Genomic DNA, 26961 nt, shown 5'->3' on the forward strand with positions numbered 1-26961 from the left:
GTCCTGCTATTTCTTCTCGGCCGGGACGGCGCTGCCTTCTTCCTTGCCGTCTTTGTAGGCCGTCTTGCTGTAGCCGTCGCCTTCCTTGGTGATCTTCGTCACCCATCCGTCCGTCCAGGTAATGGTGGCGGTGTCGCCCTCGGCCTTCCACGAGCCGGTCAGATTGTCGCCGCCCTGGGTCCCGGTGGCCGAACCCTCTTCGTCGAGCGTGACCGTCATGTCATTGCCCTGCGTGTCCTTGGTCGAATAGCTGCCGACGAAGCTGCTGCTCTCCATTCCAGCATCGCTGTCGGACGTCGTGTCGTCGCAGCCGGCCAGCATAAGGGCCATCGCGGCGGCCGCGAAAATGGCGGCGCATTTGGAAACGTATCGAGTCATGGTGCTTCTCCCTTGACAGTTATGGGCACGACTATAGCCGAAAAAAATGCGGGGTTCTCTGTCGCTGTCGTGCTGGGCCGGAGCGTCTCACTCAAATTCGCTCCAATCAACGGTCTCCTCGCTGACCAACTCACCTTTCATGGACGGCCCATCCTCGTGAACGCGATTTCTGTCGCCGCAGATAAGGTAGTGCCATTCTTCGAGCGGCTCCCCTCGGAACACCATGCGATAGGCGCAAGTATGGGGAAGCCAGTTCAGCTGAGCGACGTTTTGAGGTGTGATCTTGACGCAATCGGCCACCCTCGCCTTGCGGTTTTCGTAGTCCGTGCAGCGAAGGGTATCCAAACAAAGTAGTCGGCAGGCGGCGTTGGAAAGGACAATTTCACCCGTGTCGATATCCTCGGCTCTGATCTGGCAGCAGAGCCCACAGCCGTCGCACAGCGATTCCCATTCCTGCTCGCTCATCTCGTGGAGAGGCTTGGCTAGAAACTCTGGCTGGTTGGTCGGGGGCATCGTCTTCTACAGGCTCTCAGTCCGGGGAGTGTTGTGGAACAGCGTCTCGGACGATGCAAACATGGGGTTCGCCCGGCGGTGGACCTATCTCGCAGCCAAATTGCGACAGTTTTGCTCGAAGCTCTTGCTATCGATCTCCCTAGGTATTAGCTAGGCGGGTCTTGGGGACGCCGGTCACGGCACCCTTTTTGCGCCGAACCGCCAACATGTTGCGGTTCTTGGGCTTTTGCGCCGGTAGCTCAGCTGGATAGAGCACCAGACTACGAATCTGGGGGTCGGGAGTTCGAATCTTCCCCGGCGCGCCACCCTTTCCCAATGATCGATGGCATTGCCGCCGTCCCGCGGCGGCGCACGGAAATGTGCGAACGCGGTTGTCTGTCTGCGGATGGGGTTACCTATTCGCCGGGAGCCGGTGACGGCGTCGCCGAAGAGCTTTGCGCACCTGCCGTCTTGCCGTAGCCGGCAAGCCGGAACACGGCGATCGACAGCGCCGGCAGGAAGGTGAGCGTGACCATCGCCGTGCCTAGAATGCCGAACAGGACGATGGCGCCGACGCCGCGGTAGAGCTCAGTACCCGCCCCCGGGATGAACACGAGCGGGGCGAGGCCGCAAATCGTGGTCACCGTCGACATGGCGATGGGGCGAAGCCGCGAGGCGACCGCCTCCATCACGGCCTCCTTGGCGTCGAACGCTTTCTCGCGCAGGTTCGACAGCGCCCGGTCCACGATCAGAATCGGGTTGTTCACCACGGTGCCCATGAGAATGAGGAAGCCGAGCATGGTGATCATGTCGAAGGGCTGCACGAGAGGGTCGAGCCCGAAGCGCGGCATCATCGAGCCCACCCAATTCATAAGCGCGAGCCCCACGAGACCGCCGGCGATGCCCAAGGGGATCGTCGTCATGATGAGGAGCGGATAGCCCCAATGGGTGAAGATCGCGACCAGCAGGAGATAGATGACTACGACCGCCACGAGATAGTTGCCCGAAAGGGCTTCACGCGTCGCATTGAGGTCGTCCGATGCGCCCGAGATCGTCATGGTCACCTCGAAGGGCACTTCGCCCGCACTCTTGAGGTGGTCTATGAGCTGCTCCTGAACGATGCCGACGCCCGTTTCGAGCGCGATGTCGTCCGGCGGGATGACGTTGAGCGTCACGGTCCGGCGCCCGTCGATGCGGCGAATCGTGTTCGTGTCCACGGTCTCGCGAATCTCGGCAACCGAGGACAGCGGCACGATGGTCCCTTGCGGCGTGTAGACCGGCATTTGCGGAAGCTTGTCGAGCGAGGTGCGCAAGGCGTCCTTGCTGTAGAAATAGATGTCGATCTTCTCGTCGCCTCGGAAGAACTCGCCGACATAGGCGCCGTCGGTCAGAGCCGCCACGGTGAAGCCGACATCGGCCGCCGTCATGCCAAGTTCCGCGGCGCGTTCCCATTTCGGTCTCACCTCGATCAGCGGCTGCGACAGGGTGAGCGTAGACGGGTCGGCCTGAATGCGCGGATTGTCGAAGATCTCGTCCGCGCGCTCGTACGCGGTCGCCGCCACCGCATAGACCTCCTCGAGGCTAGGCCCCGCGATATCGAGACTGACACTGCGTGTGCCGCCGTCATTGCTGGTGATAATGGACCCACGCGAAACGAATGAATTCATCCCGGGATAGGTTCGATATTTTTCGCCCACCGCCGCCATGAGCTTGGTGATGTCGGAAGGATCGACGGTCTCGGCAATGATACGAATGCCGTCGGCCTCGACCACCAGGAAGAAGTACTTGACCGCCGGGACTTCCGTGTCTCCGCGATGGAAGCGTGCCGGGTCGTCCTCGACATAGGGCAACAGCCAATCCTGCAGGTCCTTGCCGATCTCCTCCATGGTTTCGAGGTTGTAGCCGGGAGGGGCGTTGAGGCGTGCGAACATCTTTGGTTCCTCGCCCTCGGGAAGATACTCGGCCGGCGGGGTCAGCAGCAGGATGATGGCGGCGCTCGCGCCTGCGACGCCCAGGATGCAGAGTGCACGCCTCACCGCCGTGGCCATGAGCCAGCCGACACCCTTCACGATAGCGCCATCGGCCGCATCCACCGCCTTGTTGTCTTTCGGGGTCAAGTCGAAATGGGCGGCGGCGGTCGGGACGACGGTGATCGCCACGACCATCGAAGCGAGGATGGAAGCGGAAATCGCGATGGCGATATCGGAATAGAGCTGACCGGCTTCCTCTCGAATGAAGACGATAGGCACAAATACCAAGATGGTCGTCAGCGTGGAGGCGAGAATGGCAGGCCAAACCTTGCGCACGCCTTGGATCGCTCCTTTCAGACGCCCGAGGCCTCGCCGCCGCTCCAAATCGATGCTCTCCAGCACGACGATGGTATTGTCGAGTGTCATGCCGATGGCGAAGGCGACGCCGGCGAGCGAGATCACGTTGATGGTGCGTCCCGCCAGAAGCAGTCCGATGAACGCGGCAATGGTGCAGATCGGGATGCCGAGAACGCCGATCACGGTGGCCTTGGCCGAGCGCAGGAACAGGAACATCACCAAGGTCGCTAACACCGCGCCGATGGAGAGGTTCGTCCACACATTGCGGATCGACGATTGCACATAGGTCACGTCGTCCGCAGTCAGCTTCAGCTCCATGCCCGCGGGGATCAGCACGTCGCGGTTGATCTCCTCGACCTCCTTCATCACCGCCTCCTTGATGGCGATGACGTTCGAGCCGGCCTCGCGCCGGATCGAGAGGAATATGCCGGGCCGTTCGTTCACATAGGCGCGGGTATAGATCTCGAAATGTCCGAGCTTGACCTCGGCCACGTCGTCCAGGCGGATGATGTTGTCGCCCCGCCGGGCGATGATCAGTTCTTTCAGATCCTCGGGATCGTCGAACCGGCCGATCGTGCGCAGCAAGTAGCGCCGTTTGCCGCTGTCAATCTCGCCGCCCGATGTGTCGCGATTGCGCTCCGCCACGGCCCGGCGCACATCGGTCAGGGAGATCTTTCGTTCAGCCAGCGCCGCAGGGTCGAAAAGGATTTGGATCTGCTTTTCAGCGCCACCCCACAGGCCGACATCCGATACGTCCTTCACGCTTTCCAGCCGCGCCCGCACGTGGTCGTCGATGAAGTCGCGCATCATCGCAAGGTCGAGATGGCGTGGGTTGCCGGGCAGAGGCGATATCCGGAAATACATGAACGAATTGGCGCTGAAGGAACTCGCGCGTACACGCGGCTGGTCTACGTCCTCCGGATAGGAGGGGACCTGGCTCAGCGCATTGTTGATGCGGATGAGGGTCTCGTTGAGATCGATATTGTAGGGAAATTCCAACTCGATCCGCGCTTCGCCGCTGGAAGAGCGCGAGATGATCCGCTCGAGGCTCGGGATCGAACGCAGATACTCCTCCTGCTCGATCACGATTTCCTTCTCAATGTCCTGAGGGGTGGCGCCTGGCCAGCGCGTCTGCACCGTGACCGTCCGCACCTCGAGATCGGGGATCATCTGAACGGGGATGCGGAATGCCGCGACGATGCCCAGCACGCAGACGATGAGCGTCATCACCGTCACGAGGGTTCCGCGCTGGACAATCCGTTCGAGCATCGGGTGCCTTTCTTCCGCGCTGGGCCTTAGCTGGCCAGTTGGACGGCTTGCCCTTCGCGCAAGGACTCGTTGCCCCGCACGACGACGCGCTCACCCTCTTCGAGGCCCGAGAGCACCTGCACCAGTCCGTCGAAGGCAAGCCCGATTTCCACGCGCCGTTCGGTGACGCTCGTCTTGTCTCCGTCGGTCTTTACGACCCACACGGTGATGCGCCCGTCGGGATAGCGGATCAGCGCGTCACGGCTAACGACGACGTCGCGCGCGCCGGTGTCGAGGTCAATGAGAACGCGAGCGGACATCCCCGGGGTGATGGGGATGTTGTCTCGCGTCGGCAGCACGCGCAGCGTGAAGGTCCTAGCATCCGGATCGCTCACCGGGATCAGCGCGCCGATCTTGGCGGGGATCTCCTCTCCGGGCAGGGTGTCGACTTCGATCGCGACATCGGCGCCGTCGCGCAGCCGCGCGTAGTAGTCCTGCGGCACCGGAACGTCAACGCGGAAATTCTTCATGGCGACGAGTTCGAATACGGGGGTCCCAGGCGTGACCCATTGGCCGACCTCGACCATCCGCTTCGAGATGACGCCGTCGAACGGCGCGCGCAGCTTGTGACGGTCGAGGATCACCGAGCGGCGCTTTTGTTCGGCACGATGGCTGTCATGGGTCGCGGTGTCGATTTCGACTTCGGCTTGCCGTGCTTCGACTTCGTTTTGCGGACCGTATTTCCGCTGGGCGAGGCTCGCTGCGATGTCGAGGCGCCGCTTCGCATCCTTGACCTCGCCTGCAGCTTGAGCCGCCATCGCGGCTGCCTGCTCATAGGCGGCCTGCTCGAGCTCCGAGTCCAGTTCCAACAGCATGTCGCCCTGTTTCACGTAGGCACCACTGTCGAAATGCACCTTGCTCACAAGGCCCGGCACGAGAGTCGATATCTGCGAGGCATGGGGCGAGGAAATGCTCCCGGACAATTCGAGCTTCCGGATCACAGGCGACTGCCGCACGGCCTCGGTCTCGACGGGCGGAACGGGTTGCGCTGCGGCGGTGCCGCAGGCCAGCCCTGTCGCCGCGAGGCATACGGCGAGCAGCGCGAGTCCGGCCTTGGTCAGGCGGCCAGCATGGAGTCTCGTCTCAATCGAAATCTTGTGTTCGCAGTCCATGAACTCTCGGGTTGGCTACGGGCGTCGCGGCCAATGTACGGCAGGACACCCGGCCTCGAACATTACGTTACGGAAAGGTCGCACGAGCCAGCCTCGCGACGGATGGCCGGATTGTACGGATCGGTGGCCAAACGGACTAGGTCGCATTTGGCAAAATAACCGGGATTTGAAGCCGCAAGGCCAGTTTCCGCCCGCCGAATCGCTGGGTAGCGTTAACGCGCACCGGCCGCGGGACTACGAGGCGAGCAGGTCTTTCAGCACTTGGTCGATGAACTGCGTGTCGGGTTCGTTCTGCCCCGCCGCGGACATGTGTCCCCAAATTGAGGGGATCTCGAGGAGACGCCCGCTCTGGAGATGCTGCAATTCGTCCTCGCTGTCGGCGGTCCGGAAATACAGGTCGGTCATGCAGGGCATCAGCACCGTCTTGGCGGTGATCGCCCCAAGCGCCGCGCCGAGATCGCCCCCGAACCGGTCGTTGGCGCTGATGTCGTTGTGGATCCACGTCCACGTCATGGCCATGATGTTGTTTGCGTCGCGTTCCTTGTAGAGCGCATCCCAATAGCCGGTGATGTAGTCGTCGAACGTCTCGTATCCGAGCGCGCGGTATCCCTTCGCCCGGTACCAATCCTGCGAATAGGCCCAGCCCGCATAGATGCGGCCGACCGCTCTCAGGCCGCCCAGCGGCGGCGCGTTGTAGTGGCCGCCTTGGTACAGGCTGTCGGCCTCGATCGCCGCGCGCAGACTTTCGAGGAACACGCGGTTGTGGTCCGTGGTCTTCGCGGTCCCGCACAGACAGGCGAGACGCGGCACCGTGTCCGGGTAAAGAGAGGCCCACTGGAAGGCTTGTTGGGCTCCCATGGACCAGCCGACGGCCATCGCGAACCGCTCAATGCCGAGGACGTCCGTCACCAGCCGGTACTGCTGCCGCACATTGTCGTAGATGGTGATGTCCGGAAAGCCACCGCCGCCATAGGGCGCGGGCGCGTTGGTGGGCGACGAGGAGACGCCATTGCCGAACATATTGGGCACGATGATGAAGTAGCGCTCGGGGTCGAGCGCATGACCCTGTCCGATCATGAATTCGTTCTGCTCGTGCGTGCCCCCGAAACGGGTCGGGAACAGGATCGCATTGGAGTGATCCTCGTTCAGCGCGCCATATGTCTTGTAGACCAGCCGCGCGTCGGGGAGCGGTTCGCCCCCTTGCCGTTCGAGGTCGGCAACGAACTCTGAAATCTCACCTTTGGACACAGTGCACTCTAGAAGAATTTGAGGTAGCGGTCCCGCTCCCAATCGGAGACGTGGTTATGATAGCTCGACCATTCGTCTCTTTTGAAGTCGATCCAGGCCTCGTGCATCGCGGGGCCAAAGACCTGTTTCGTCAGCGGGTCGGCCTCGAAAGCATCGACAGCCTCTTCGAGCGTGCGCGGCAGAAGCTTGACCCCGAGTGCGTCCAACTCTTCCGGCGTCTTCTTGTACATGTTTTCCCGGTACGGTTCGCCGGGATCGACCTTCTCGCGGATGCCCTCCAGCCCCGCCGCCAGCGCCAGCGCGGCGCCGAGATAGGGGTTGCAGGAACTGTCGGCTGGACGCAACTCGACGCGGCCGCCCGCTAGCGGAATGCGCAAGGAGTTGGTGCGGTTGTTGTTGCCGTAGCAGGCGAAGACGGGCGCCCATGTGAAGCCCGACATCGACCCTTGCTTGATGAGGCGCTTGTAGCTGTTGACCATGGGTGAGCAGACAGCGCAGATCGCCGGAACATGGCGGAGCAGCCCGCCGAGAAAATAGTAGCCAAGCTGGGACAACTTGTTGCCGCGGTCGTCGCTCGGCGAGGCGAAGAGGTTCTCGCCGGTCTCGCTGTCGGCCAGCGACATATTGAAATGTGCACCGGAGCCGGCGCGGTCGCCAAGCGGTTTGGGCATGAATGTCGCGAAGGCGCCGTGCTGCCGTGCGATCGAGTTCGCCATGAAGCGGAAGAAAACGTAGCGGTCCGCCATTGTCAGGGCGTCGGCGTAATTGAAGTCGATCTCGAACTGGCCGATGCCGTCCTCGTGGTCGAACGAATACACGCCCCAGCCGAGGCCGTTCATCGCGTCCACCAGATCCGAGAGCCAGGGAAGGTTGTCCAACAGCCGCGTGGCGTCGTACGCGGGCTTGTCCAGGTGGGGAAGTGTCGAGAGCGGTTCGTAGCCGCCGTTCTCTGTGTCCTTGAATACGAAGAACTCGGCCTCCATGCCGAACTTCATCGCAAAGCCCAATTCCGCCGCAGCGTCGATCTGGCGCTTGAGGATGTTGCGCGAGCATGGCTCGAACGGAGCGCCCTCGCACCAAAGGTCGCTGGCGAACCACGCCACCTCGGGCTGCCACGGAAGGATCGTGCAGGACGCAGGGTCGGGATGGGCCGACACTTCCTCGTCGCTGACATCTTGCGGCACACCGTCGAGGGCGGCGCCTGTGTAGAGCTCCGAGCCGGCGAGCATTTGGCCGATATGATCGAGCGGGACAATTTTCGTCTTCGACACACCATGCATGTCGGAGAAGCTGGCCATTAGAAACTTGACGCCCTTGTTCGAAAGCGTTTGCTCCAGCTTTGCCGCGCTGTCCGGCAGATGTTCGTCCATGGGGTCCCTCGGCGATTGTGTTGCGTCTTAGTGTTCTTGGCCCGCCACGACGAACCCCGCCAACCCAAGAGGGGTCAACGGGGCTCGCCGCTTCGGTGGGCTAACTCTAGTCTTTGCCTGCAATCTTCTTGAAGGCTTCAGTTTCGTGTTTCGCGGCCATGACGATCGTACCGAAACAAGCGATCGCCGCTAGAGCCAGGATTAGGTAGAGCACTCCCGGCATGTCCGCGAAGGTGAAGTAGGCGCCAGCCCCTTCCCAGGTTGTGATTGGACTACTGTCCATCGATTTTTCCTTTCGATCTTTGCGTTGCTAGCGGAACGGCTACTCAGCCGGCGCCAGGGTTGCACTCTTGTAACCAGCAGCTTCCGGGTAAGCCTTGGACGGGATTTCCGCCAAGTCGAGCCCGATCTCCTGCACCTCGTCCGGCACCCGCAAGACGCCAAGCGTCTTGAGAAGCAGCGAGACGAGGTAGCCCGGGACGAAGCCGCACAGGACCATCACGATCACGCCGACGAATTGTCCCATGAAGGACGTCGCTGGAGCATCGCCCGGTCCAGGGTAACCGGCGGCGAAGATGCCGACGGCGAGAACCCCGAGAATGCCGGAGAAGCCGTGCACGGAGACCGCGCCAACGGAGTCGTCGACGCCCATTTTGACCAGGAAGTCGTTGCCGGGCTTGATGATCACGCCGCCAACGATACCCAGAAGGAAGGCCAGAGGCGGGTACCAGAGATCCAGACCGGCCGCGGCCACGAAGATGCCTGCCAGGGCACCGGACATCATCCAGAACGGATCGCGCGTGGTGATCCAGGCGCCGATGATGCCGCCCGAGAAGCACATCAGCGTGTTGAAGCCGTAGGCCGAAAGGGTCATCGGCTGACCGTAGATATTCGTCCACTGAGCACCCGGATTGAGGATCGCACAGCCGCCGAGGAAGCCGAAGAAGCCCACGATGATGAGCATCAGTCCGATCAGTACCATCGGAACGTTGTGCGGCAGCAGGTCGTTCGCCGTGCCATCCGCGTTGTACTTGCCGATGCGCGGCCCGAGGTTGAGCAGGACACCAAGCGCGAAGAAACCGGCGACCACATGGATGAGGCCGGCGCAGCCGACGTCATGGTAGCCGAATTTCGTCAGGAGCCACCCGTCCGGATGCCAGCCCCAGGATGCCGCCAGGATCCACGCTCCGGAACCCAGCACAATCGCCAGGATCACGAAGGCCGAGACGCGAATACGCTCGATCACCGCGCCGGAGAACACCGACGCCGTGGTTGCGGCGAACAGCACGAAGGCCGCCCAGAAGACGCCCGTCGCGTTGTCTTGAAGGTTCGGGCCCATCTCTGCCGCCCACGGAAGACCCACATTGCCGTCAGCGGACGGAATGAGGCCGTTCGGGAAGGCGAGATAGATCCACCAACCGAAAAAGAAGAACGTGGGAACGATGAAGGCAAAGGCGAGAATGTTCTTCACGCCGGACGCGAGCACGTTCTTGGCGCGCGACGCCCCCATCTCGTAGGCGAGAAAACCTGCATGAATGCAGATCATGATCGCCGTACACCACCAGTAAAATATTTCTACGTCGACAGTGCCGAGCATGCCGCTCGACTTTGTTAGTTCTGCAATTTGCTGTTCCATCAGCAACACCCCCTTCGAAGCGAATAGGCCTGTTTTTTCAGGCCGATTGCCGCTTTGCGCAGCCAAATCCTATTTCCGCTCAGGAAATAGAATTTACGAGCATTTACAGGAGCAAGGAGTGTGCCAGCCGCAAGAGCGTGCGCGAATCAACGGCTTGCCCAAAGTGGGCCAGGATTGCCGTTCCGCTTGCCAATTTCGCAGGCAGCCGTTTGCCTAAGGATTGACGCGTGGTTCACGGATCAAAAGAACTTCAGGTAGCGGTCGCGTTCCCAATCGGAGATATGGTTGTGATAGGCGTCCCATTCCTCGCGACGGAAAGCGGCGTAGGCCTTGAACATGTCCTCGCCTAGCACCGTTCGCGAGAACGGGTCTGCTTCGAAGGCGTCGATCGCTTCTTCGAGTGTGCGCGGCAGGAGAGCGATACCCAATTCCTGCAACTCGGACGGGGACTTATTGTACATGTTCTCCGTATGCGGGTCGCCGGGATCGAGGCCCTCGCGGATGCCTTCGAGGCCTGCGGAAAGGACCATCGCGGCGCCCAGATAAGGATTGTTGGCCGAGTCGGCAGCCCGCAATTCAACGCGCCCGCCGCCGAGAGGAATGCGCAAGGCATTCGTTCGATTGTTGTTGCCGTAGCACACGAAGACCGGTGCCCAAGTCGAGCCGGACATGGAGCCCTGCTTGATGAGGCGCTTGTAGCTGTTGACCGTCGGCGAGACGACTGCACTGATTGCAGGCAGGTGCCGCAGGACGCCGGCGACGAACTGGTAGCCCAGTTTCGAAAGCCCGCACCCGCGTGGATCGTCAGCATCCTTGAAGAGGTTCTCGCCGGTCTCCAGGCTCGCAAGCGACATGTTGTAGTGGGCGCCGGACCCCGTGCGATTAGCGAACGGTTTCGGCATCCATGAAGCGAAATAACCGTGCTTGCGGGCGATCGCGTTGGCCATCATGCGCAAGAAGACGAAGCGGTCCGCCATGGTCATCGCATCGGCGAAGCTGAAGTCGATCTCGAACTGCCCATTGCCGTCTTCGTGATCGAAGGAATAGACGTCCCAGCCGAGGTCATCCATGGCGTTCACGAGTTCCGAAAGCCAATGGAGGTTGTCGAGAACGCCGTAGCCGTCATAGCAGGGCTTATCGAGCGTATCGCGCTCGGACACTGTGGTGGCGCCGTTCTCGGTTTGCTTCAGCACATAGAACTCGGCCTCCATGCCGAGATTCATGACGAGGCCCATATCCGCGGCCGCCTTCGTCGCGCGCGCCAGGATGTTCCGGCTGCAGGCCTCGAACGGCTTTCCTTCGCACCAGAGATTGCTTGCGAACCAGGCCACATCAGGCTGCCACGGCAGGATGATGCACGATGCGGGATCCGGGCGCGCGGAGACCTCCTCGTCGCTCACATCTTGAGGAACGCCATCAAGAGCCGCGCCCGTATAGAGCTCCGACCCGGCCATCATTTGTTCGAGATGAGACAGAGGCACCATCTTGGTCTTCGACACGCCATGCATGTCGGAGAAGCTCGCCATCATGTACTCCACGCCCTTGTTGCTCAGTTGACGGTGGAGTGTTTCGAACTCAGTAGGCGTGGACGACATGCTGTTCTCCCATTGCTGACAGCGAACCAGGGTGAGTGAATGCTAGCAATGAAGCGAGGATCCGTAAGAGGTTTTGTCTTCGCAAGCCTCTTGTGCCGCACTGTGTCGCAGCATGATCTCAGCGACTAAGGATTGAGAGCCTTCAAGAGGTCGTTTCGCGCAGTTTCCAGATGCTCGGCCATGCGCTTCTGCGCCAGCAACGGATCGCGCGACTCGATGGCGTCGAGAACGGCTCTATGCTGACGGTTATACTCCGCGATGGCGTCCGGCATCAGGATGTTGGCCTTCATCTCCCCCCATTGCGCGTTGAGGCGAACGTGGTTGATCTGCCGGAAGACGTGGATCAGAAACGGATTGGCCGAAGCCTGGGCCAGAAGGAGATGGAACTCTCCATCCCATTTCGAGAAGTCGTCCTGGTCGCGCGTGGCCCCGGCATTTTCCAAAACCCCCTCCAAGTCCTCGATCATCCCGGCGTCAGCGTGCTCGGCGGCAAGCCGTGCGGTAAAGGGCTCGACGGCGGCGCGGGCATCGATCAGGTCCAAGGGAGTCAGCCCGCCGATGAAATCAAGGAGTGAGCCGCCCGACTGAGGGGCTGCGCCGACAAACGTCCCGCTGCCGAGCCGTCGCGAGACGAGGCCGGCCTCCTCAAGCTTGTCGAGCGCGCGCCGTACGGTCGAGCGCGCGGTGTTGAATGTCTGAGCAAGCTGGCGCTCTGCGGGAAGGCGCTCCCCTTGCGAGTAGGCGCCGGTCTCGATCGCACGCTGAAGGTACGCGGAGACGACCTTGACGCCGGACGGACGCTTGGGAGCTTGCGCGGCCGGGAGCTCGGTATCGTCGTTCGATTGAGGCTTCACTCAAGGAGCTCCTTGCTGCCGGCTTGGCTTGCCGGACTGCTTGGCCACGAGTTTAACCGATCGCTTCGCGGTCGCTATTACCCCATTCGATATAGTCGCTTAGGGGAATGCGGTAGCGCACGAAACTGTCGGCTTTCGTATAGCGGTCGTAAAGCGCGCGGGCGGTCTCGTTCCCGGCGTCAGTGTGCCAGTAGAGCCGGTCCCAGCCCTTCTTTTTGGCGAGATGGAGGAGGTCGTCGATCAGCGCGCGCCCAATGCCGCGAGCGCGCATATTTTGATCGACGAAGAGATCCTCGAGATAGCAGTTCGGCCCTGCCGTCCAAGTCGAGGGATGAAGCGTCGAGATCGCAAAGCCTGCGATGTCGCCGCCCATCTCCGCGATACGCGCGAACACCGGACTATCCGGATCGAGAATGCGGGACCAGGTAAGAGCGGTCACCGCCTTGGGCACATCGACTTGGTAGAACTTCGTGTAGCCGGACCAGAGGCGGCGCCAAGCCGCCTCATCGCGCGGGTCCGGATCACGGATCAGTATCTCTGCGGCATCCGACACTAGCAATCGAGCGTGTTGGCCCGCTCCCAGCTCGTGAGTTCGCGCGAGAACTCGTTCCAGTTCTTCATCTTCAGCTTGACGTAGGCATCCACGAACTCATCGCCGAGCTCGCGCCGCAGCATTTCCGAGCCGTCTGTCAGCCGAAGGGCGTCGAGAAGATTGAGCGGCAGCTTTTTGACGTTGGCAGGTGCCTTGTAGCCCTCCGCGTACATGTCGATGTCGAGCGGTTTGCCCGGATCGGATTTTTTGGCGATGCCGTCCAGGCCGCTGGCCAGCACAACGGCCGGGAACAGGTAGGCATTCGTCGCACCATCGGCGAGACGGAATTCAAACCGGCCGCCGCCGGGCACGCGGATCATGTGCGTACGGTTGTTGCCGGCGAATGTCACGGTGTTGGGCGCCCAAGTCGCCCCGGACGACGTCACTGGCGCATTGATGCGTTTGTACGAGTTGACCGTGGGATTGGTGATCGAGCAGATCTCGTCCGCGTGGTCGATCAGGCCGCCGATGAAGTTGTATGCGTCCTTGGAGAGGCCAAGCGCGTCATCGGAATCCTGGAACAAGTTCTTGTCGCCGTTCCACATGGACAAATGCATGTGGCAGCCATTGCCCGTGAGGTGGGCGAACGGCTTCGGCATGAAGGTCGCGCGGATACCGTGCTTCTCCGCGATGGCTTTCACCATGTATTTGAAGAACACCATGCGGTCCGCGGTGGTCAGAGCGTCGGCGAAATCCCAGTTCATTTCGAACTGGCCATTCGCGTCCTCGTGGTCGTTCTGATAGGGCCCCCAGCCGAGTTCCAGCATGCAGTCGCAAATCTCGCGGACCACGTCGAAACGGCGCATCAATGCCGATTGGTCGTAACAAGGCTTGGCTTGAATGTCGCTGGCGTCGCTAAGAGCCTCGCCGTCGGCGCTGACGAGGAAATATTCCGGCTCCACGCCGCTCTTCATCGTGTAGCCGGCATCCTCCGCCTTCTTGAGCAGGCGCTTCAGGACGTTGCGGGGGGCTTGTTCGACAGGTTTTCCGTCCATGTACGGGTCGGCGGCAAGCCAGCCGACTTCCGGTTTCCAAGGAAGTTGGATGAGGCTGTCCGGATCCGGAATGGCCAGCATATCCGGATGCGCCGGCGTCATGTCGAGCCAGCTCGCAAATCCGGCAAAACCGGCGCCTTCCTTCGCCATATCCGAGATGGCACTGGCCGGCGCCAGTTTGGCGCGCAAGGTTCCGAACAAATCGACAAATGAGATGAGGAAATACTTGATGCCCCGGTCCTGGGCCTCTTTCGCAAGATCGATCGCCATTATCGTCCCTTTCATATGAGAAGAGGCCCGCAAGCGCGGGCCTCTGAATGTGTGTTCAATCTAGTTGCCGGTCAGGCCCGGAATCCATTTCGTACCCGCCAGAGGCACCTGAGCCATGGCGGCGGCTTCGACGGTGAGAGCTACGAGATCCTCGGGTTCGAGGTTGTGGACGTGGCTCTTGCCGCAAGCCCGCGCAATGGTCTGGGCTTCGAGCGTCAGCACCGAGAGATAGTTGGCCAGCCGCCGTCCACCGAGTTCCGGATTGAGACGCTTCGCCAGTTCCGGGTTCTGGGTGCTGATGCCGGCCGGGCAATTGCCCTCGTGCCAGTCATCGTACGCGCCGGCCGTCGTACCCAGGCGCTGATACTCTTCTTCATAGGCCGGGTCGTTGTCGCCGATGGCCACGAGCGCGGCCGTACCGATCGCAACGGCATCCGCGCCGAGGGCAAGCGCCTTGGCAACGTCCGCGCCCGAGCGGATGCCGCCGGACACGATCAGTTGCACTTTGCGATGCATGCCCAAGTCCTGCAGAGCCTGGACCGCCGGACGGATCGCACCGAGCAGGGGCAGGCCGATATGCTCGATGAACACTTCCTGCGTCGCCGCGGTGCCGCCTTGCATGCCGTCCAGCACCACCACGTCGGCGCCCGACTTCACCGCAAGCGCGGTGTCGTAGTAGGGACGCGACCCACCCACCTTGATGTAGATAGGCTTCTGCCAGTCGGTGATCTCCCGGAGTTCCTGAATCTTGATTTCAAGATCGTCGGGGCCCGTCCAGTCGGGATGACGGCAGGCGGAACGCTGATCGATGCCCTTCGGCAAGGTCCGCATCTCGGCCACGCGGTCGGAGATCTTCTGGCCGAGCAGCATGCCGCCGCCGCCGGGCTTCGCACCTTGGCCGATGACGACCTCGATCGCGTCCGCGCGGCGCAGATCGTCCGGGTTCATGCCGTAGCGGGACGGAAGCAGCTGATAGACGAGAATAGAAGAGTGGCCTCTTTCTTCCTCGGTCATGCCGCCGTCGCCCGTCGTCGTCGATGTGCCCATCTTGCTGGCGCCGCGGCCAAGGGACTCCTTGGCTTGCGCGGACAGGGAGCCGAAGCTCATGCCGGCAATCGTAACTGGGATCTTGAGGTGAATTGGCTTTTGCGCAAACCGCGTTCCCAGCCACACATCCGTCGAGCATTTTTCGCGATAGCCCTCTAGCGGATACCGGCTCATCGACGCGCCCAGAAAGAGAAGATCGTCGAAGTTCGGCAGCTTGCGCTTCGCACCGCCGCCGCGAATGTCGTAGATGCCGCTGGCTGCCGCCCGGCGAATCTCAGACAGCGTATAGTCGTCGAACGTCGCGGACTTGCGCGGTGTCGTAATTGGTGTCGCGTCCATTAGTATTCCCCAGCGTGGTCGACATTGAAGTTGTAGAGCTGGCGAGCCGAGCCGTACCGCTTGAATTCGGATGGATCGACCTCGCCGTTGAATCCGGCCTTGGTCAGGATGTCGTGAATGGCGGCCTTGTGCTCGTCTCTCATTTCTTTCTCGATGCAGTCAGCGCCCAAACTCTTTACGCCGCCGCGGACGAACAGCCGGGCTTCGTAGATGGAGTCCCCAAGAGCATCGCCCGCGTCACCGAACACGATGAGATTGCCCGCCTGCGCCATGAAGGCGCTCATATGGCCGACAGAGCCTTTCACCACGATATCGATGCCCTTCATGGAGATGCCGCAGCGCGACGACGCATTGCCGTCGATGCGCAGGAGTCCACCGCGGCCCGTCGCGCCAGCCGCCTGGCTTGCGTCGCCGCTCACATGCACGAAGCCGCTCATCATGTTTTCGGCGACGCCAACGCCCGCATTGCCGTGAACCTGCACGGTCGCAAGCTTGTTCATGCCGGCGCAATAGTAGCCAACGGGACCGTTGATCTCGACGTTCAGCGGTGCGTCGAGACCGGCGGCGATGGCGTGCTGCCCGGCCGGGTTCTCAATGACCCAGTGCGTTTCGTTCGTGTCTTTGGGGAGCTTGTGCAGCGCCCCGTTGAGTTCTCTTAGTGGCGTAACGCCAAGATCGATTTCCGGCATTCTCAGCGCTCCCAGAAGTAAACAGTGGCGGGCTCCGGCTCCCAAATCCGCGCCTCGCCGATACCCGGCAAGTCGGCGAGAACCCGGTATTCGGATCCGAAGGCGACGTATTGATCGGTTTCGGCCATGACCGCGGGCTTGCAGGCGATGCCGTCGCGCAGCACGCCAAAGCCGTTCTCGGTGCCGACGACAAAGGTGTAGAAGCCGTCCAGGTCCTCAAGACCCACTTCCAGCGCGTCGCCGAGGGAGAGCCCCTCGTGCATGCGGTGAGTGAGGTAACCGGCGGCCACTTCCGTGTCGTTCTCCGTCTCGAACGTCATGCCTTCGCGGCGAAGCTCGCGGCGGAGGTTGTTGTGGTTCGAGAGCGATCCGTTATGGACCAGGCACTGGTCGTCGCCGGTCGAGTAGGGGTGCGCGCCATTCGTGGTGACAGCGGACTCGGTTGCCATGCGGGTATGGCCGATGGCATGGGTGCCGCTCATCGTGGCGAGCCCGAAGCGGGCCGCGACCTCGGCCGGCAAGCCCACTTCCTTGAAAATCTCCATGCGGCTGCCGCGGCCCACGATCTCGGTGTCGAGACTCTCGGCCGCTAGCCATTCGTCAAGACGGCGCTCGTCCTCGTCCGGGACCGAAACGACCGCATGAGTATCATGCAGTACTGCTTTCGCCTCCGGGAAGGCCTTCTCGATATTCGAGACAGTCTCGCGGATGGCGCCGGCGGACGTGCCGCGCAGCGTAATCTTGGTTCGGCCTTCCTCACCGGCGCCATACACGGCGAAACCGGCACTGTCGGGCCCGCGTCCCGTCATGGTCTCGAGCATGCGTGCCGTCAGGCGGCCGAGCTCAGGCTCGAGAGCGGGGTCCTTTATGAATAGTCCAACAATCCCACACATGTGATCGTGCTCCAGTTTTCCACTGCCGGCAGCATGCGACAAAGCGCCTGCCGGCGTCAACCAGCAAGAAATAATTTTTCCTAAGAGGAAATACAAGGGCTGTATGGGAGACAGCCTATTGGCGCGGGTAGACGATGATGGAGAGGTAAGTCATTGGAGTCGTGACAAGTTCTTCGGGCCCATGGAGCGCGCCGGCGTCAAAGAAAAGGGAGTCGCCGGGTCCCAGCGGGTAGAGCTTGTCTGCATGGCGGTAAACGACCTTGCCGCTGAGCATATAAATGAACTCCATCCCGTCATGCTGGAACTGCGTGTAGGTGCTGGCGTCCTTGCTGAGCCGGATCAAATAGGGCTCTACGACGATGTCGCCGGCGAGGGAGTGGCCCAGGAGTTCGTAGTGGTGGCCCGCTTTGGTGCCACGCCGCTCAATTCTGACACCTTGGCCGGCGGGCACGAAGGAGCAATCGCGCCGTTCCTCGAAATCGGCGAAGAAGCTCGTCATGGGCACATGCAGGGCCTCTGCAAGCGCCCTCAGCGTCGACAGCGACGGGGACGTGCCGCCGTTCTCGATCTTGGACAACATGCCCGGTGAGAGCCCGGCCTGCGCCGCCAGATCGGTCGCAGTGAGTTGGAGCCGCTGACGCAGCGCGCGGACTCGGCGGCCGATGGACGCCTCGAGGTTGAGGTCGTTCGAGGGGGCATTGGAGCCCGTGACCGACGCGGGCGCCGCGGCCTGCTTGGCGGGTTCGCTGCGCGCAGCCGATCGCTTTCTCGTCTGGGTGCGCGCGCGGAGTTCCTTCGAAGTCAATCGTGACGCCATGGCTCCCCCTCCGTGGCCCTCATGGAAAAGTTTGCCGGCAGCTCACCTTTCCCGGCAGCCCAAAACTCTAGCACCAATGGTTTGGCCGGCGCGACTGCTACGTCAGCGTTCGTGTACGGCTGGGGGGCTCGCCGAAGGTTTGCGCATAAGCCCGCGAAAATTGGCTGGCGGAGCCGAAACCGGTCGCGAGCGCCACATCGAGGACGGGGAGCGACGTCTCGCGCAGGAGATGACGGGCCCGTTCCAGTCTAAGCCAGCGATAGTGCTGGTGAATGCCGTGGCCCACGTATTCGTGGAACAACCGCTCAAGCTGTCTCAGCGATATCCCGGCTTCTTGCGCGAGCTCGTCGCGTGGGACGGGTTGTTCGAGATTCATCTCCATCACGCCCAAGACGCGCAGCACCTTCTCGTCGGCGATGCCGAGGCGGTAGCGCAGGTCGAGGCGCTGAGGCCCGTAGCCCTCGCGAATGTGTGTATGCAGGAACCAGTCGCCCACGGCAGCCGCCAGGGGACGCCCGTGGTCCCGCTCGATCAGCGCCACCATCATGTCGAGCGCCGAAATGCCTCCCGAGCAGGTAATGCGGTTGCCGTCGATCTCGAAGAGCGACGGCACCACCGCCACGTGAGGGAAGGCCTCGCGAAAGGCCGGCAGGTGCTCCCAATGCAGCGTGACCCGGCGATCGTCCAGCAGCCCGGCGCGTGCCAGGAGGAACGGGCCGCCCGAGATCCCGCCGAGCACCGTACCCTTGCGCGCCAGCCGGCGAAGCCAAGAAAAAGTGGTTCGGTCGTTGAAGGTCGCCGGGTTGCCCCCGGCGCACACGAAGACCATATCGGCGGTTCTTTCCGTGCGCGTGCCGCAGTCCGGTAGCACCACCACGCCGTTCGACGCGGAGACGGGTTCCCCCGACGGCGCCGCATGCCACCAGCGATACAGGGTTTTGCCGGACAGCAGGTTCGCCGCGCGCAACGGCTCGATTGCCGCGGTGTACGACATGAGCGCGAAGCCGGGGACGAGCAAAAAGCCCACAGTTGTGCCCGAGGTATCACGAGTCATTCGTCATCTCGTACCGTGTTGCGCTGGAGGGCCCTGCGCACGATGGGATGGGGACTGGACGCGCCGTATGCTGACCCATCGGGCGCGCGTTTTCGACTATCCCAAAAGTCGTAATCCTCCAAAGGCGGGAAAGCTCAAGTATATGTCGTAAAATGTCAATCAACAAAAACACCGTCGCGCACAGTTGCGCTCATGCGTTACTCACTCGCCAGCCTCTTCGCGAATGCACTGACCGGCAACCGGAACTGGAAACCGGTCTGGCGCGAGCCGGAACCGAAGCCGTCCTACGACGTGGTCATCGTCGGTGGCGGCGGGCACGGACTCGCCACGGCGCACTACCTTGCCAAGGTTCACGGCATTACGAATGTCGCCGTGATCGAGAAGTCCTATCTCGGTTCGGGCAATGTGGGGCGCAATACCACGATTGTGCGCTCCAACTATCTGCTCCCCGGCAACGAGCCCTTCTACGAATGGTCGATGAAGCTCTGGGAAGGGCTTGAGCAGGATATCAACTACAACGCCATGGTAAGTCAGCGCGGCGTGCTGAACGTTTTCCATTCCGATGGACAACGCGACGCATTCGTTCGCCGCGGCAACGCCATGCGCTTTCACGGCGCCGATGCCGAACTGCTGGACAAGGAACAAGTCCGGGCGCTGGTGCCGTTCGTCGATTTCGAGAACGCACGCTTCCCCGTCAAGGGCGGCCTATATCAGCCGCGCGGCGGCACGGTGCGCCACGACGCCGTGGTCTGGGGCTATGCGCGCTCGGCGGACCAGCACGGCGTGGACATCATTCAGAACTGCGCGGCGACGGGCTTCCGTGTCGAGAACGGGCGCATCGTCGGCGTCGAGACCGAAAAGGGCTTCATCGGTGCCAAGAAAGTCGCGCTGTCCGTCGCGGGAAGCTCCTCGCGGGTGGCGGAGATGGCGGGCATGCGCCTGCCCATCGAGGCACACGTGCTGCAGGCCTTCGTCACCGAAGGCATCAAGCCGCTGCTCGATACGGTTATCACCTTCGGCGCGGGCCATTTCTATTGCAGCCAGTCCGACAAGGGCGGTCTCGTCTTCGGTGGCGACATCGATGGCTACAACACCTATGCCCAACGCGGGAATCTACCTGTTGTCGAAGATGTCGCCGAAGGCGGCATGGCGCTGATCCCCGCGATCGGGCGTCTGCGTATCCTCCGGTCCTGGGGTGGCCTGCTCGACATGTCGATGGACGGGTCGCCCATCATCGATCAAACCCATATCGACGGGCTCTACTTCAACGGTGGCTGGTGCTACGGCGGCTTCAAGGCGACACCCGCCGCTGGGTGGTGCTTCGCCCATCTCATCGCCACCGGTCAGTCTCATCCCTTCGCCGCAGCCTATCGCTTCGATCGCTTCGCCTCCGGCCGTGTGATCGACGAGAAGGGCATGGGCGCCCAACCGAATTTGCACTGAGGAAGGGCTATGCGGATCACCTGTCCCTATTGCGGCGCGCGTAACCTCGAAGAGTTCACCTATCGCGGCGATGCGACCGTGAAGCGGCCCGAGAGCATCGAAGAGACCGCGCGGGACGCCTGGATCGACTACGTCTACCTCCGCGACAATCCGGCCGGTCTTCACAAGGAGCTCTGGCACCACAGCGCGGGCTGCCACGCTTGGCTTCAAGTGACGCGCGATACCACCACCCATGAAATCGTTGACGTCGAACGTGTGGCGAAGGAGCGCTGAGAAGACGATGGGTCAGATCAATCGGCTATCGGGCAAAGGCCTTGTCGACCAGGGTAAGACGGTGTCGTTCCGCTTCGATGGACAGGAGTTCCAGGGCCATCCGGGCGACACGCTGGCGTCGGCGCTTCTCGCCAACGGTATTCGTTTGGTCGGCCGGTCGTTCAAGTATCACCGCCCGCGCGGCATTCTCACAGCAGGCTCAGAGGAACCCAATGCACTGGTCGAGCTTCGCACCGGTGCGCGGCGTGAGCCAAACACGCGCGCGACCACGATCGAGCTCTACGACGGCTTGGACGCCACGAGCCAGAACCGCTGGCCGTCGCTGAAATACGACCTCCTGTCGGTGAATCAGCTGGCCTCGCCGATCTTCGGCGCCGGGTTCTACTACAAGACCTTCATGTGGCCGGCCTCCTTCTGGGAGAAGCTCTACGAGCCGATGATCCGCCGGGCCGCCGGCTTAGGCTATCCGTCGAAGGAGCCCGACCCCGACACGTATGAGAAGACGAATGCGTTCTGCGATGTCCTCGTCATTGGCGCCGGCGCGGCCGGGCTTTCCGCGGCTTTGGCGGCCGCGCGGGCAGGCGCGCGCGTTATTCTGTGTGACGAGGACTTCGCTCTGGGCGGCCGCCTCTTGGCGGAACGTGGCGAGATCGACGGTCAGTCGACGCAAGACTGGGCGCAGTCCGCGGTAGCCGAACTCGAGAGCCTTCCCAATTGCCGTATCTTACCGCGCACGACGCTCTTCGGCGTTTATGACGGCGGGATTTATGCAGCGGTCGAGCGCGTGGGCGATCACCTTCCCGAGCCGGAACCCCATTCGCCGCGGCAGCGCCTCTGGCGGATCGTCGCCAAGCAATCAGTTCTATGCGCCGGCGCATTCGAACGGCCGATCGTGTTCGGCGACAACGACCGCCCCGGCGTGATGCTGGCGGGGGCCGTGCGCGCCTACGTTAATCGCTTCGGCGTCACCCCCGGCCGCAATGCCGTGATCTTCGCCGATAATCACGATGCGTTGCGGACGGCCACGGACCTGGCGGATGCCGGCATCGCGGTGCGCGCCATCGTCGACCCGAGGCCCCAGCGCTCCGCCGCGGCGGAACAGGTCGCCTCTGCGGCGGGGGCGATCTACGTCAACGGAATCATCGACGGCGTCAGTGGCGCCCATGGCATCAAGTCCGTCCGGATCAAGGATGCGCAAGGTGCCGTCACTGTGGTCCCGTGCGATCTTCTGGCGGTGTCCGGCGGTTGGAATCCGGCGCTGAATCTCACGACCCATTTGGGCGGCAAGCCCGCCTGGGACGAGGCCCTGTCTTGCCTCGTCCCAGGCAAGCTTCCGCCCGGCATGCGCGTTGCGGGCGCCGCAGCGGGTCAGTTCTCTTTGCAAGCCTGTCTGGCGAGCGGGGAGGCGGCGGGTGCCGGATCTGCTGAGGAATGCGGATTCTCTCCCTCGGCGCCCAGCCGTCCCGCGCCTGCGCCAAACGCCGGCCCGGCCACGCCCGTGTGGCATGTCGAAAGCAGAAGCGGCAAGGCCTTCGTCGATTTTCAGAACGACGTTGCCGCCTCCGACGTGAAGCTCGCGGCGCGGGAAGGTTTCCGCGTGCCCGATCACGTCAAGCGCTACACCACGCTCGGCATGGCGACGGACCAGGGCAAGACGTCGAATCTCAACGGCGCGGCCGTGCTGGCCGAGGCGACGGGGCGGCATCTCGGCGCTGTTGGCTCCACCACGTTCCGTCCACCTTTTACGCCGGTGGCCATTGGCGCACTCGCCGGTCATCATCGCGGGAAGGACTTCCGCCCCACGCGTCTGCCGCCCTCGCACGCTTGGGCCGAAGAGCAGGGCGCCGTGTTTGTCGAGGTCGGCGCGTGGATGCGCGCGCTGATGTTCCCGAAGGCCGGGGAGACGGCGCAACAGACCGTCGATCGCGAGGTCGCCAACACACGCACCAATGTCGGCGTCTGCGATGTGTCGACGCTGGGCAAGATCGACGTGCAAGGGTCCGATGCCGGAACGTTCCTCGATCTCGTCTACATCAACGGCTTCTCCAAGCTCGCTGTGGGCAAGGCGCGTTACGGGCTCATGCTGCGCGAGGACGGCTTCGCCATGGACGACGGCACGACAGCGCGCCTCGCCGAGGACCACTTCTACATGACGACCACCACGGCAAACGCGGTGAAGGTCAGTCAGCACCTGGAGTTCTGCCAGCAAGTGCTGTGGCCAGAGCTCGACGTGCAGACCGTGTCGCAGACCGAGCAATGGGCACAGTATGCCGTCGCGGGGCCGAACGCCCGCAAGGTCATCGAGGCATTGCTCGATGCAGGCCAGGATATTTCGAACGAAGCCTTCCCCTACATGGCGTGCGGGACCTTTACGGTGTGCGGCGGCACGCCAGCTCGGTTGTTCCGGCTCTCGTTCTCCGGCGAACTCGCCTACGAGATTGGTGTGCCCGCACGGTTCGGCGATGGGCTGATCCGCGCGATCATGGACGCCGGCGCCGAACATGGCATCGCGCCCTACGGTACCGACGCCCTCGGCGTCATGCGGATCGAGAAGGGCCATGCCGCGGGGCCGGAGCTCAACGGTCAGACCACGGCGCATGATCTTGGGCTCGGGAAGATGATGTCCAAGAAGAAGGATTTCATCGGCCGCTTCATGGGCGAGCGCGAGGCGCTGAACGAACCTGCGCGGGCTGCGATGGTGGGCCTCAAGCCACTCGATCCGAAGATGCGGATCAACGCCGGCGCCCATCTTGTTCCCAAGGATGCCGCCGCCGTCGCCGCCAACGATCAAGGCTATGTGACGTCCCAGGCCTATTCGCCGGAGCTCAAGAGCTTCATTGGCCTGGCGATGCTGGCCGACGGACCTACACGCTACGGCGAAGTGGTCAAGGTCTGCGATCCGTTGCGCAACTACGAAACGCTCGCCGAGGTGTGCAGTCCTCACTTTGTCGATCCGGAAGGGGGGCGACTCCGTGTCTAAGCTGAAATCCATGTCCGCTCTTGAGAGTGTGGCGGTCCCGGGACGCCATGGCAAATCCGACGGTCCGGCGGGCGTTACCTTGCAGGAGCGCGCCGATCTCGGTCTGGCAACGCTTGAGGTTCGCAAAGGTCAAGCGGCCGCTCTCGATGCCGCGGTCCAAGCCGCCTATGGCGTCGCGCTCCCGAACGGGCCCGTGTCGGCCGTAGGCAAGGGCGTCCGCTTTGTCGGCGTCGGCCCCGGTCAATGGTTCGCCGTATCCGAGACGCACGCGAACGAAGCCCTGGCGAACGATCTGGCCACAAAGCTCGAAGGTCTGGCTTCCGTCGCCGACCACAGCAGCGGCCGGGCCGTGGTTCGCGTCGAAGGGCCGTCCGTCCGCGATGTGCTGGCCAAGGGGCTCGCTATCGATCTCGACCCGGGCGTCTTCGGCGACGGGGCGGCGGCCGTCACCAATATCAGCCATATGGGCGTCCTAGTCTGGCGGGACGGCGAGGCTTTCGACCTGGCGGTTTTTCGCAGCGTTGCCGGCAGTTTCTATGGCTGGCTCGAGGAAGCGGCAGCCGCATACGGCCTGGATGTCGTCACGACATCGTGACCGGCTGACGCGTGGCCACGGCCCTTGCGGACGGCAAGCTGCTTGGGAATCCTGGCAGTTCCTATTAGACTTATTCTAACTGGGGGAGGTCGGGGCATCAGCCCCGAAGCGGCGTCGGCCGGCCGCGGGCAAGATTCTCGGTGAGAGCGTGGCCGTCAGCTCTCGAAACGTGAGAGACGACAATGAGATCTCCCGTGATCCTTGCCTTCGCGCTCGGCGCTTTGTTCTGCGGCCCCGTCATGGCCGAACCCGACCAGCCGACCCGCATGGGGGCGGACAAAGAAAAGACCGTATACGTACAGCTCATCGTCAAGGCGTGCCCCGCGGCAGAGACCCCGCTTGAGCCGACCAATCAGGGCAAGATTTACGACAACGAGAAGTCGCTGACCCCCGAGGAGCGCAAGGCGGCGCTCGTGTCGCTGGGCTGCATCGACGTTCCCGTGCCCATGGAATTCCTCGCCGACGCCATGTCGCCGAACGCTTGTATCGGCCGCGGCGGCTTCATGGCCGCCATGCAATTCCTGCAACAGCGCCAGGATCTACACGACTTTCCGGCGGTCGGGTCCTGGCACTGTGTGATCTCCGATCACGAGGTCATCGGCGCGTCGACCATGTAGGACGCGCCGGACACGCGTCCGCCCGGCGCGACCGGCACGGACCCGAGATCCGCGAAAAGAAGAGGCACGGGGGCCGTTCACCGTGCCCTTTTTTTGTGTGGGCTGGGCTGATCGTGCCAATTTTGCCAAGGTTCTGAAAAACCTTGGCCCACACCAAAACTTTCGTCACAGGGCGGCAGGGATGTCGTATTGAGGACGATGGGGCTTGCCGCCGGCTGACTCCCAGGTCGGCCCGCGCACGTTCCCACGATGACGACGGCCAGCCGGGACTGATTGAAATGCTACATGTGCCACCACTCGTTTCGACACTGACGATTGGTCTGGTGCTTGCTTTCAGCCTGGGCCTCGTGGCGCACCGGCTGAAGTTCCCGCCGCTCGTGGGCTACCTGGTGGCGGGGATCGTCATCGGCTTCGCGCCCGCCGTCGGTGCCGATCAGAACATCGCCAACCAGCTGTCCGAAGTCGGTGTGATTCTGCTCCTGTTCGGCGTCGGGCTTCATTTCTCCCTGCAGGATCTATTGTCGGTCCGCGCCATCGCGATTCCCGGGGCCATTGCGCAGGGCCTTATCGCGACGCCCCTCGGGATGGCGGTCGGGTGGGCGCTTGGCTGGTCTCCGGCCGCCGGGTTCATCTTCGGTCTCTCCCTGTCGGTCGCGAGTACCGTGGTGCTCCTGCGCATGCTGCAGGAACGCCGTCTGCTCGAGACCGAGCGCGGCAAGATCACTATTGGCTGGCTGATCGTTCAGGACATCGCCATGGTTCTCGCGTTGGTGCTTCTGCCGGCCATCACCGGGCTCTTTCAGGGCGAAGCGCCACCCGATTTGAGCGTGATGCTGCGGCAGGTCGCCGAGGTGGTCGGCAAACTGCTCGTCTTTACCTTGGCGATGCTCGTGGTGGGCAAGAAGCTGATCCCGGCCCTGCTTCATTACGTTGCCCACACCGGCAGCCGCGAACTGTTTCGCCTCGCCGTGCTTTCGATCGCGCTCGGCTTCGCTTTCCTCGCGGCTGAACTCTTCGGCGTGTCCCTCGCGCTCGGCGCCTTCTTCGCCGGGATGGTGCTGAGCGAGTCGCAGCTCAGCCAACAGGCGGCGACGGAATCGCTGCCGCTGCGCGATGCCTTCGCGGTGCTGTTCTTCGTCTCTGTGGGTATGTTGTTCCACCCCGCCATCATGATCGATGCCCCGCTTGCCGTGCTCGCGACGGTAGTGATCATCATCATCGGCAAATCACTCGCGGCCTTTGCCGTGGTGCGTCTGTTCGGCCAGTCGTCCGACACGGGCCTGATGATCTCGGCATCGCTCGCGCAGATCGGTGAATTCTCCTTCATCCTCGCGAGCCTTGGTTTGGCCTTGGGTGTCCTGCCGAACGAGGGCCGCGATCTGATCCTGGCGGGGGCGATCATCACGATCCTGCTGAACCCGCTTCTGTTCGGGGCGCTCGACCGTTACTTCGCGCGGCGCGACCAGACGCGTGCCGAAGAGGCCGCCCCCGAGGCGACGGAAGAAGAAGGCGATGAGAAGGAAGCCACGCCGACCCGCGAGCCCATTCCTGAGACGGCATTGACCGACCATGTCGTACTGATCGGGCACGGACGCGTGGGGCGGTATGTCTCAAAGCAACTTCTGGAAAAGGGTATCCCCGTCTACATCGTCGAGGACAACGCAGAGGATGCCGCCGAGCTGAACGCGAACGGCATCGAGGCCTTGCACGGCAATGCGGCCGATCCCGAGGTCATCAAGTCGGCCAATCTCGGCCAAGCGCGGTGTCTCCTGGTGGCTATTCCCGACGCTTTCGAAGGCGGGCAAGTGGTCGAGCAGGCCCGTGCCATCAATCCGAAGCTCCGGATCGTGGCCCGCGCCCATTCGGAGGCCGAAATCGACCACCTGGCCAAGCACGGAGCGGACTTCGTGGTGATGGGCGAGCATGAGATCGGCAAAGCCATGCTCGGAGAACTGAATGGTCTGAAGCGGCCCGTCACCGATGCGATGGCCAGTATGGCGACGGCCGGTCCCATTCGCGGCCGCTAAAGGCGCTTCA

General features: G+C 62.7%; 23 protein-coding genes and 1 tRNA gene. 7 read left to right on the forward strand and 17 right to left on the reverse strand.

All coding sequences use genetic code 11. The features are described from left to right. Nucleotides 1-6 precede the first annotated feature (6 nt). Nucleotides 7-378, reverse strand: coding sequence for a hypothetical protein (locus GL4_RS03815; protein WP_156137376.1), 372 nt, complete (start codon nt 376-378; stop codon nt 7-9). An 87-nt stretch (nt 379-465) separates the two neighbouring features. Continuing rightward, on the reverse strand, nt 466-843 hold the full coding sequence (locus GL4_RS03820; RefSeq protein ID WP_244462674.1) for a YkgJ family cysteine cluster protein: 378 nt from the start codon (nt 841-843) through the stop codon (nt 466-468). 276 nt (nt 844-1119) lie between these two features. Here GL4_RS03820 and GL4_RS03825 point away from each other — a divergent pair. Next, nucleotides 1120-1196 (forward strand) — tRNA-Arg (locus GL4_RS03825). Nucleotides 1197-1286: 90 nt separating this feature from the next. Here the strand turns inward: GL4_RS03825 and GL4_RS03830 are convergent. The 15 genes from GL4_RS03830 to GL4_RS03895 all read right to left on the reverse strand — a co-directional run bounded on the left by GL4_RS03830 (nt 1287) and on the right by GL4_RS03895 (nt 19016). After that, nucleotides 1287-4466 carry an efflux RND transporter permease subunit gene (locus GL4_RS03830; protein ID WP_045364747.1) on the reverse strand — a complete coding sequence of 1060 codons (3180 nt, stop codon included), beginning with the start codon at nt 4464-4466 and terminating at the stop codon, nt 1287-1289. Between the two features lie 26 nt (nt 4467-4492). Continuing rightward, nucleotides 4493-5617 carry an efflux RND transporter periplasmic adaptor subunit gene (locus GL4_RS03835; RefSeq protein ID WP_045364749.1) on the reverse strand — a complete coding sequence of 375 codons (1125 nt, stop codon included), beginning with the start codon at nt 5615-5617 and terminating at the stop codon, nt 4493-4495. A gap of 234 nt (nt 5618-5851) precedes the next feature. Beyond that, the gene (locus tag GL4_RS03840) at nt 5852-6865 is read right to left on the reverse strand and encodes an alpha/beta fold hydrolase (RefSeq protein WP_045364751.1); all 1014 of its coding nucleotides are present in this window, start codon (nt 6863-6865) and stop codon (nt 5852-5854) included. A gap of 8 nt (nt 6866-6873) precedes the next feature. Next, on the reverse strand, nt 6874-8235 hold the full coding sequence (glnT, locus tag GL4_RS03845; RefSeq protein WP_045364752.1) for a type III glutamate--ammonia ligase: 1362 nt from the start codon (nt 8233-8235) through the stop codon (nt 6874-6876). Between the two features lie 106 nt (nt 8236-8341). Further along, complete coding sequence (locus GL4_RS17695; RefSeq protein ID WP_172653287.1) at nt 8342-8518, reverse strand: hypothetical protein; 177 nt, start codon at nt 8516-8518, stop codon at nt 8342-8344. Nucleotides 8519-8557: 39 nt separating this feature from the next. After that, a complete protein-coding gene (locus GL4_RS03850; RefSeq protein WP_045364754.1) occupies nt 8558-9871 on the reverse strand; it encodes an ammonium transporter in 1314 nt (437 codons plus the stop codon). Nucleotides 9872-10110: 239 nt separating this feature from the next. Further along, on the reverse strand, nt 10111-11466 hold the full coding sequence (gene glnT, locus GL4_RS03855; RefSeq protein WP_045364755.1) for a type III glutamate--ammonia ligase: 1356 nt from the start codon (nt 11464-11466) through the stop codon (nt 10111-10113). 125 nt (nt 11467-11591) lie between these two features. Then, nucleotides 11592-12320 (reverse strand): FadR/GntR family transcriptional regulator, encoded by a 729-nt coding sequence (locus GL4_RS03860; protein ID WP_052464096.1) that lies wholly within the window; start codon nt 12318-12320, stop codon nt 11592-11594. A gap of 52 nt (nt 12321-12372) precedes the next feature. Next, nucleotides 12373-12873: a GNAT family N-acetyltransferase gene (locus GL4_RS03865; protein WP_244462675.1), complete on the reverse strand. Its 501-nt coding sequence runs from the start codon at nt 12871-12873 to the stop codon at nt 12373-12375. Further along, nucleotides 12873-14177 carry a type III glutamate--ammonia ligase gene (glnT, locus tag GL4_RS03870; RefSeq protein ID WP_045364758.1) on the reverse strand — a complete coding sequence of 435 codons (1305 nt, stop codon included), beginning with the start codon at nt 14175-14177 and terminating at the stop codon, nt 12873-12875. Before glnT (GL4_RS03870) ends, GL4_RS03865 begins: the two co-directional genes overlap by 1 nt. Nucleotides 14178-14237: 60 nt before the next feature. After that, nucleotides 14238-15563 (reverse strand): FMN-binding glutamate synthase family protein, encoded by a 1326-nt coding sequence (locus tag GL4_RS03875; protein ID WP_045364761.1) that lies wholly within the window; start codon nt 15561-15563, stop codon nt 14238-14240. After that, nucleotides 15563-16252 (reverse strand): GltB/FmdC/FwdC-like GXGXG domain-containing protein, encoded by a 690-nt coding sequence (locus tag GL4_RS03880; RefSeq protein WP_045364764.1) that lies wholly within the window; start codon nt 16250-16252, stop codon nt 15563-15565. The genes GL4_RS03875 and GL4_RS03880 overlap by 1 nt, the downstream gene beginning before the upstream one ends. Nucleotides 16253-16254: 2 nt before the next feature. Then, a complete protein-coding gene (locus tag GL4_RS03885; RefSeq protein ID WP_045369380.1) occupies nt 16255-17145 on the reverse strand; it encodes a class II glutamine amidotransferase in 891 nt (296 codons plus the stop codon). 115 nt (nt 17146-17260) lie between these two features. Next, on the reverse strand, nt 17261-17962 hold the full coding sequence (locus GL4_RS03890; RefSeq protein ID WP_045364767.1) for a helix-turn-helix domain-containing protein: 702 nt from the start codon (nt 17960-17962) through the stop codon (nt 17261-17263). A 97-nt stretch (nt 17963-18059) separates the two neighbouring features. Next, entirely contained in the window at nt 18060-19016 is a 957-nt protein-coding gene (locus GL4_RS03895) for a GlxA family transcriptional regulator (protein WP_045364775.1), read from the reverse strand. 192 nt (nt 19017-19208) lie between these two features. Between GL4_RS03895 and GL4_RS03900 the strand changes: the two genes are divergently transcribed. The 6 genes from GL4_RS03900 to GL4_RS03925 all read left to right on the forward strand — a co-directional run bounded on the left by GL4_RS03900 (nt 19209) and on the right by GL4_RS03925 (nt 26951). Next, entirely contained in the window at nt 19209-20459 is a 1251-nt protein-coding gene (locus GL4_RS03900; protein ID WP_045364779.1) for a sarcosine oxidase subunit beta family protein, read from the forward strand. Nucleotides 20460-20468: 9 nt separating this feature from the next. Next, complete coding sequence (locus GL4_RS03905; RefSeq protein WP_045364782.1) at nt 20469-20732, forward strand: sarcosine oxidase subunit delta; 264 nt, start codon at nt 20469-20471, stop codon at nt 20730-20732. 7 nt (nt 20733-20739) lie between these two features. Then, nucleotides 20740-23712 (forward strand): sarcosine oxidase subunit alpha family protein, encoded by a 2973-nt coding sequence (locus tag GL4_RS03910; protein WP_045364784.1) that lies wholly within the window; start codon nt 20740-20742, stop codon nt 23710-23712. After that, nucleotides 23705-24307 (forward strand): sarcosine oxidase subunit gamma, encoded by a 603-nt coding sequence (locus tag GL4_RS03915; RefSeq protein ID WP_244462676.1) that lies wholly within the window; start codon nt 23705-23707, stop codon nt 24305-24307. Before GL4_RS03910 ends, GL4_RS03915 begins: the two co-directional genes overlap by 8 nt. Before the next feature lie 182 nt (nt 24308-24489). Beyond that, nucleotides 24490-24924 carry a hypothetical protein gene (locus GL4_RS03920; protein WP_156137377.1) on the forward strand — a complete coding sequence of 145 codons (435 nt, stop codon included), beginning with the start codon at nt 24490-24492 and terminating at the stop codon, nt 24922-24924. 278 nt (nt 24925-25202) lie between these two features. Next, nucleotides 25203-26951 (forward strand): cation:proton antiporter domain-containing protein, encoded by a 1749-nt coding sequence (locus GL4_RS03925; protein WP_045364793.1) that lies wholly within the window; start codon nt 25203-25205, stop codon nt 26949-26951. Nucleotides 26952-26961 lie beyond the last annotated feature (10 nt).

Origin of the sequence: Methyloceanibacter caenitepidi, from assembly GCF_000828475.1 — a bacterium.
GTDB classification, from domain to species: domain Bacteria; phylum Pseudomonadota; class Alphaproteobacteria; order Rhizobiales; family Methyloligellaceae; genus Methyloceanibacter; species Methyloceanibacter caenitepidi.